The organism is Agrococcus sp. HG114, from assembly GCF_024723325.1.
Classification (GTDB): domain Bacteria; phylum Actinomycetota; class Actinomycetes; order Actinomycetales; family Microbacteriaceae; genus Agrococcus.
Genome location: NZ_JANQCH010000143.1, coordinates 1 through 5,466, shown reverse-complemented (window position 1 = coordinate 5,466; position 5,466 = coordinate 1). Strand labels below are relative to the sequence as shown.

6 protein-coding genes are annotated in these 5,466 nt (G+C 74.4%); 1 reads left to right on the top strand and 5 read right to left on the bottom strand.

From position 1 onward, the window contains the following. The 4 genes from NWP09_RS11365 to NWP09_RS11350 all read right to left on the bottom strand — a co-directional run. Positions 1-782 (bottom strand): metal ABC transporter permease (locus NWP09_RS11365; protein WP_258275625.1); only part of this gene is annotated, 782 nt, incomplete at its 3' end. Then, positions 779-1,750 (bottom strand): metal ABC transporter permease, encoded by a 972-nt coding sequence (locus NWP09_RS11360; protein WP_258275624.1) that lies wholly within the window; start codon positions 1,748-1,750, stop codon positions 779-781. The genes NWP09_RS11360 and NWP09_RS11365, both read right to left, overlap by 4 nt. Continuing rightward, positions 1,747-2,577: a metal ABC transporter ATP-binding protein gene (locus NWP09_RS11355; protein ID WP_258275623.1), complete on the bottom strand. Its 831-nt coding sequence runs from the start codon at positions 2,575-2,577 to the stop codon at positions 1,747-1,749. The genes NWP09_RS11360 and NWP09_RS11355 overlap by 4 nt, the downstream gene beginning before the upstream one ends. After that, the gene (locus NWP09_RS11350) at positions 2,574-3,680 is read right to left on the bottom strand and encodes a metal ABC transporter substrate-binding protein (protein WP_258275622.1); all 1,107 of its coding nucleotides are present in this window, start codon (positions 3,678-3,680) and stop codon (positions 2,574-2,576) included. Before NWP09_RS11350 ends, NWP09_RS11355 begins: the two co-directional genes overlap by 4 nt. A 126-nt stretch (positions 3,681-3,806) precedes the next feature. Here NWP09_RS11350 and nadE point away from each other — a divergent pair, with 126 nt between their 5' ends. After that, positions 3,807-4,664, top strand: coding sequence for an ammonia-dependent NAD(+) synthetase (gene nadE, locus NWP09_RS11345; protein ID WP_258275621.1), 858 nt, complete (start codon positions 3,807-3,809; stop codon positions 4,662-4,664). Positions 4,665-4,682: 18 nt separating this feature from the next. On the opposite strand, the gene NWP09_RS11340 is transcribed toward nadE, so the two are convergent. Then, a partial coding sequence (locus tag NWP09_RS11340) for a dihydrolipoamide acetyltransferase family protein (protein WP_258275620.1) occupies positions 4,683-5,466 on the bottom strand: 784 nt, incomplete at its 5' end.

Genomic DNA, 5,466 nt, shown 5'->3' with positions numbered 1-5,466 from the left:
GCCACGAGCCACGCGAGCGCGTAGAACGCGGCGGCCACGAGCGCGATCGCTCCGCCGGCCGCGAGCTCGAGCCAGCGCGATGCGAGCAGGCCGAGCACGCCGGACGCGACCGCGATCAGCGGCGCGAGCACGAGCATCGCGCGCCAGTCTCGCACGACGAGCCGCGCCGCCGCGGCCGGTGCGACGATGAGCGCCACACCGAGGATCGCGCCGACGACCGGCATGATCGCGACGACGGTCGCGGCGATCATGGCGAGCGAGACCGCCTCCGGCACCCACGGGCGCAGGCCCGCGCGGCGGTACCCGGCCTCGTCGGCGCTCGAGAAGACGAGGTGGCGGCCCGCGACCGCCCACACGACGACCGCGGCCCCGAGGAGCACGCCGGTGAGGGCGATGTCGGCGCCCGTGACCGCGAGCACCTGGCCGACGAGGAACGACTCCACGTCGATCGCGAGGGGGCTGAGGGACTGCAGCAGCGCGCCGAGCGCGAAGCCCGCCGTGAGCATCACCCCCGAGGCGACCGCGGGGCCCTGCGAGCGGATGCGGCCGATCCCCACGGCGACCGCGACGAGCGCGACGGCCGCGACCGCCGCGCCGAGCGGGATCGATCCCCCGAGCATCGCCGCGACCACGGCGCCGGGGAACGTCGCGTGCGTGAGCGACATCGTGAAGAAGGCGCGCTCGCGCAGCACGACGAGCACGCCGACGACGCCCGCGAGCGCGCCGGCGAGCACGACCTCGAGCATCGCGAGGCTGAAGAAGTCGAGGGTCGCGAGGCTCATCGCGCAGCGTCCGCTCGCGTGCCGGGGACGGGCTCGTGCGACCGGGGGACGGATGCGGCAGCCGTGCGCGCGAGAGGCGCGGCGGCGAGGTCGCGGCCCCGACGACGGGGCCGCGCGACCCGGGTGCGCACCGCCCCCGCCGCGAGCGCCACGAGGTAGCCGACGATCATCGTGAGCGCGACGGTCGCGCCCGGGGCCGCATCGAGGCCGAGCGCCGCGAGCTGCACGACGAGCCACAGGCCGAGCCAGCCGGTCAGCGCGCCGAACAGCGCCGACAGCACGCCGGCCGCCACGAGCGAGCGGGTGAGGGCGCGCGCGGCGGCGGTCGGCACGATCACGACCGCGAGCGCGAGCAGCGTGCCGACCGAGGCGGATGCGGCGACCACGACGAGCGCGACGGCGACGTTGCCGACGACCTCGAGGGCCAGGACGTTGAGCCCCGCACGCCGCGCGCCGACCGGGTCGAACGCCGCGTACAGCTGCTGGCCCGCCGTCGCGACGATGAGCGCGACCGCGATGCCGATGAGCGCGAGCGCGACCCAGAGGTCGCTCCACGTGATGGTCAGCAGGCGCCCGAAGAAGAAGTCGGAGAGGCTGCCCGCGATCCCGTCGCTCGCCGAGACGAGCACGACGCCGAGCGAGAAGAACGACGTGAGCACGATCGCGACCGCCGTGTCGCGCGCCTGACCGCGGCGCGAGATGAGCGCGAGCACGACCGCGGCGACGAGCGCCGCGCCGATCGCGCCGGGCAGCAGCCCCGCCGCGCCGCCGAGCATCGCGCCGATCGCGAGGCCCGGGAAGACGGCGTGCGTGAGGCCGTCGGTCGAGAACTCGAGCCGGCGCACGTGCACGAGCACGCCGACCGTGCCCGCCGCGCCGGCGAGCGCGACGAGCAGCACGAGCGGTCGCGCGAGGAACGGCGCCGCGAACGGCGTGACCGGGTCGACGAGCGCCGCGAGCGCGGTCATCGGCCGTCGGCGCCCGGTGCGCCGCCGTGGTCCTGCACCAGGTCGTCCTGCAGCAGGTGGTGGTGGTGCACGCCGTGCTCCGCCTCGTGGTGCTCGGTCGTGGCGAGCGTGTGCCCGTCGATCTCCATGACGTGGCTCGCGAACGCCGCCTCGACGCGCTCGAGCGTCAGCACGCACGCGGTCTCGTCGAACGCGATCTGCTCGCGGTTGACGAGCAGCGTGCGGTCGCACACCGCGCGCGCGAGCTCGAGGTCGTGCGTCGTGATGATGAGTGCGACACCGTCGGCCTTGAGCCGCCGGATCGTCGCAAGCAGCGCATCCCTCGACCCGTGGTCGAGGCCGTTGAACGGCTCGTCGAGCAGCAGCAGCTGGGGCTGGCTCGCGAGCGCGCGGGCGAGCAGGCCGCGCTGCCGCTGACCGCCGGAGAGGTCGCCGAAGCGCGTCCCGCGGTGCTCGCTGAGCCCGACGGCCGCGAGCGCGTCCGCCACGATGCGCTTGTCGCGCCCGCCCGGCCAGCGGAGGCCCAGCCTCGGCGTGCGGCCCATGGCCACGACCTGCTCGAGCGTGACGGGGAACGCGGGGTCGATCTCGCTCGACTGCGGCAGCGTGCCGATCTCGCCGCGCCCCGTGGGAACGCGGAAGGTGCGCGCGTCGTGCTCGGCGAGGCCGAGGATGCCCGCGAGCAGCGTGGACTTGCCGGCCCCGTTGGGGCCGATGAGCGCGACGGCCTCGCCCTCCCGCACCTCGAACGAGACGCCCGTGAGCACGGGCGCGCCCCCGTAGCCGAAGGACGCGTCGGCGATCTCGACGACGGGGGGCTCGCTCATGAGAGCGATCCTGGCACCGGCAGCGGCTCGGCGCCCCATGCCGTCACCATCGCGGTGACGTTGTGGATCTGCGCGCCGATGTAGGTGCCCGTCGGGCTGCCCTCGGCGCCGAGCGCGTCGGCCGCGAGCGCATCCTCGCCCTGCCGCAGCTCGACGCCCGCCTCGCGGGCGATCGTCGCCGCGAGCTGCGGGTCGATCGCGTTCTCGCTGAACACGACGGGCGTGCCCGTCTCGCGGATCTCGGCGACGAGCTCGTCGATGTGGGCGGCGCTCGCGTCGGCGCTGTCGTCGAGGCTCGGGAGCACCGTGCCGACCACCTGCACGTCGAACGCGCGCTCGAGGTAGCCGAAGGTGTCGTGGGTCGTGACGACGAGGCGCTCCTCGACCGGCACCTGCTCGATCGAGGCGCGCATCCACGCCTCGAGCTCCGTGAGCCGCTCGATGACGGCGTCGGCGGATGCGTCGATGTCGATCCCGGCGTCGGCTGCGGTCACGGCGTCGCGCACGGCCTCCGCCTGCACGATCACGTTCGCCGGGTCGGTCCAGACGTGCGGGTCGAACGCGCCGTGGTCGTGGCCGGCGTGCGGATCCTCGGCGTGGCCCTCCTCGGCGTGCGCGTCGTCGGCGTGCGCGTCGTCGGCGTGCTCCTCCTCGGCGTGCTCGCCCTCCGCGTGCGCGTCCTCGGGCTGCTCGGTGTCGTGGTCGTGGCCCTCGTGCGGGTCGTCCTCGGCGGGCATGAGGTCGATGCCGGCCGACGTGTCGACGAGCGTGCCGTCGAAGCCCGACGCCTCGATCGTGCTGTCGAGCCAGCCCTCGAGCCCCGCGCCGTTGATGACGAGCAGATCGGCGGTCGCGAGCGCGGAGAGGGCGGCGGGACCCGGGTCGAACGCATGCGCGCTCGCTCCCGGCGCCAGCAGGCTCGTCACCTCGGCCTCGTCGCCCACGATGTCGCGGGTGATGTCGGCGAGCTGCGTCGTGGTGACGACGATCTCGAGCCGCTCGTCGGCCGAGCCCGCCCCGGCGGGCGCGCCGGCGCATCCGCTCAGGAGGATCGTGGCGGCGCCGATCGCGCCGAGGGCTGCAGTGGCGTGGGTGAGTCGCATGGGAGTCCTGTCCGAGTGCGACGCCGTGCCGCACGGGACGACGCTACGCCTTGTTGAGAACGATTGTCAATCTCGCCGCTCAGCGAACGCCACGCTAGCGCCGGCTCCCCCGCGTAGGCTCGGGCCATGGAGCGCACACCGATCGGCATCGCCCAGCCGAAGATCATCGCCGCCCTCGGGTCGCAACCCGAGATCGACCCCGCTCGCGAGCTCGAGCGCCGCATCCGCTTCCTCGTCGACTACCTCGCGGCGACCGGTGCCAAGGGCTACGTGCTCGGCATCTCGGGCGGTCAGGACTCGACGCTCGCCGGCCGCCTGGCCCAGCTCGCGGTCGAGCGCGTGCGCGCCGACGGCGGCGACGCGACCTTCGCCGCGGTGCGGCTCCCCTACGGCGTGCAGCGCGACGAGGCCGACGCGCAGCTCGCGCTCGACTTCATCGCCGCCGATCGCGAGGTGACCGTCGACGTCAAGCCGGGGGTCGACGCGCTCGAGGCATCGATCGAGGCGGGCGTCGGCGAGGTGAGCGACTACCACAAGGGCAACGTCAAGGCGCGGGCGCGCATGATCGCGCAGTACGCGATCGGCGGGCAGCTGGGCCTGCTCGTCATCGGCACCGACCACGCCGCCGAGGGCGTCACCGGCTTCTACACGAAGTACGGCGACGGCGGCGCCGACGTGCTGCCGCTCGCCGGCCTGACCAAGCGGCAGGGCAAGCAGCTGCTGCGCGAGCTGGACGCGCCCGAGCGGCTGTGGCAGAAGGAGCCCACGGCCGACCTGCTCGACGAGCGGCCCGGGCAGAGCGACGAGGCCGAGCTCGGCCTGCAGTACGAGCAGATCGACGCGTTCCTCGAGGGCCGCGAGGTCGACCCGGCGGTCGCCGAGCAGATCGTCGACCGCTACACCCGCACCGAGCACAAGCGGCGGATGCCCGTGACGCCCGACGACAGCTGGTGGCGGCCCGGGGCGGGCGCGCTGTTCGACTGACCCCGCGACGGGCCGGCGCTACTCCACGAGCAGCGCCGGCTCCTCGAGGATCGACGCGACGTCGGCGACGAAGCGGCTGATGACGTCGCCGTCGACCGCGCGGTGGTCGAAGGAGCCGCCCACGGTCGTCACCCAGCGCGGCCGCACCTCGCCGTCGACGACCCACGGCTTCTGCCGGATCGTGCCGAGCGCGATGATGCCGGTCTCCCCCGGGTTGAGGATCGGCGTGCCCGTGTCGATGCCGAAGACGCCGATGTTCGTGATCGTGAACGTGCCGTGCTGCATGTCCGCCGGCTGCGTGCGTCCCTCGCGCGCGGTGATCGTGAGCCGCTCGAGCGCCTTCGCGAGCTCGAGGAGCGAGAGGTCCTGCGCGTCCTTGATGTTCGGCACGAGGAGGCCCCGAGGGGTCGCGGCGGCGATGCCGAGGTTCACGTAGTGGTGCACGACGAGCTCCTCGGGGGTGAACGTCGAGTTCACCTCGGGCGAGCGGCGGATCGCCCACAGGATCGCCCGCGCCATGATGAGCAGCGGCGACACCTTGACGCCCGCGAAGTCGGGGGACGCCTTGAGCCGCGCGACGAGCTCCATCGTGCGGGTCGCGTCGACGTCGGTGAAGACGGACACGTGCGGCGCGGTGAACGCGGACTGCACCATGCCCTGCGCGGTCGCCCGGCGCACGCCCTTCACGGGGATGCGCTCCTCGCGGCCGCCCGTCCACGCCGCGCGCGGCGCGGGCGCAGGGGTGCGGGCACCCGCGGGCACGGGGGCGACCGGCGCCTCGGCCGCGCGCGTCACGTCGTCG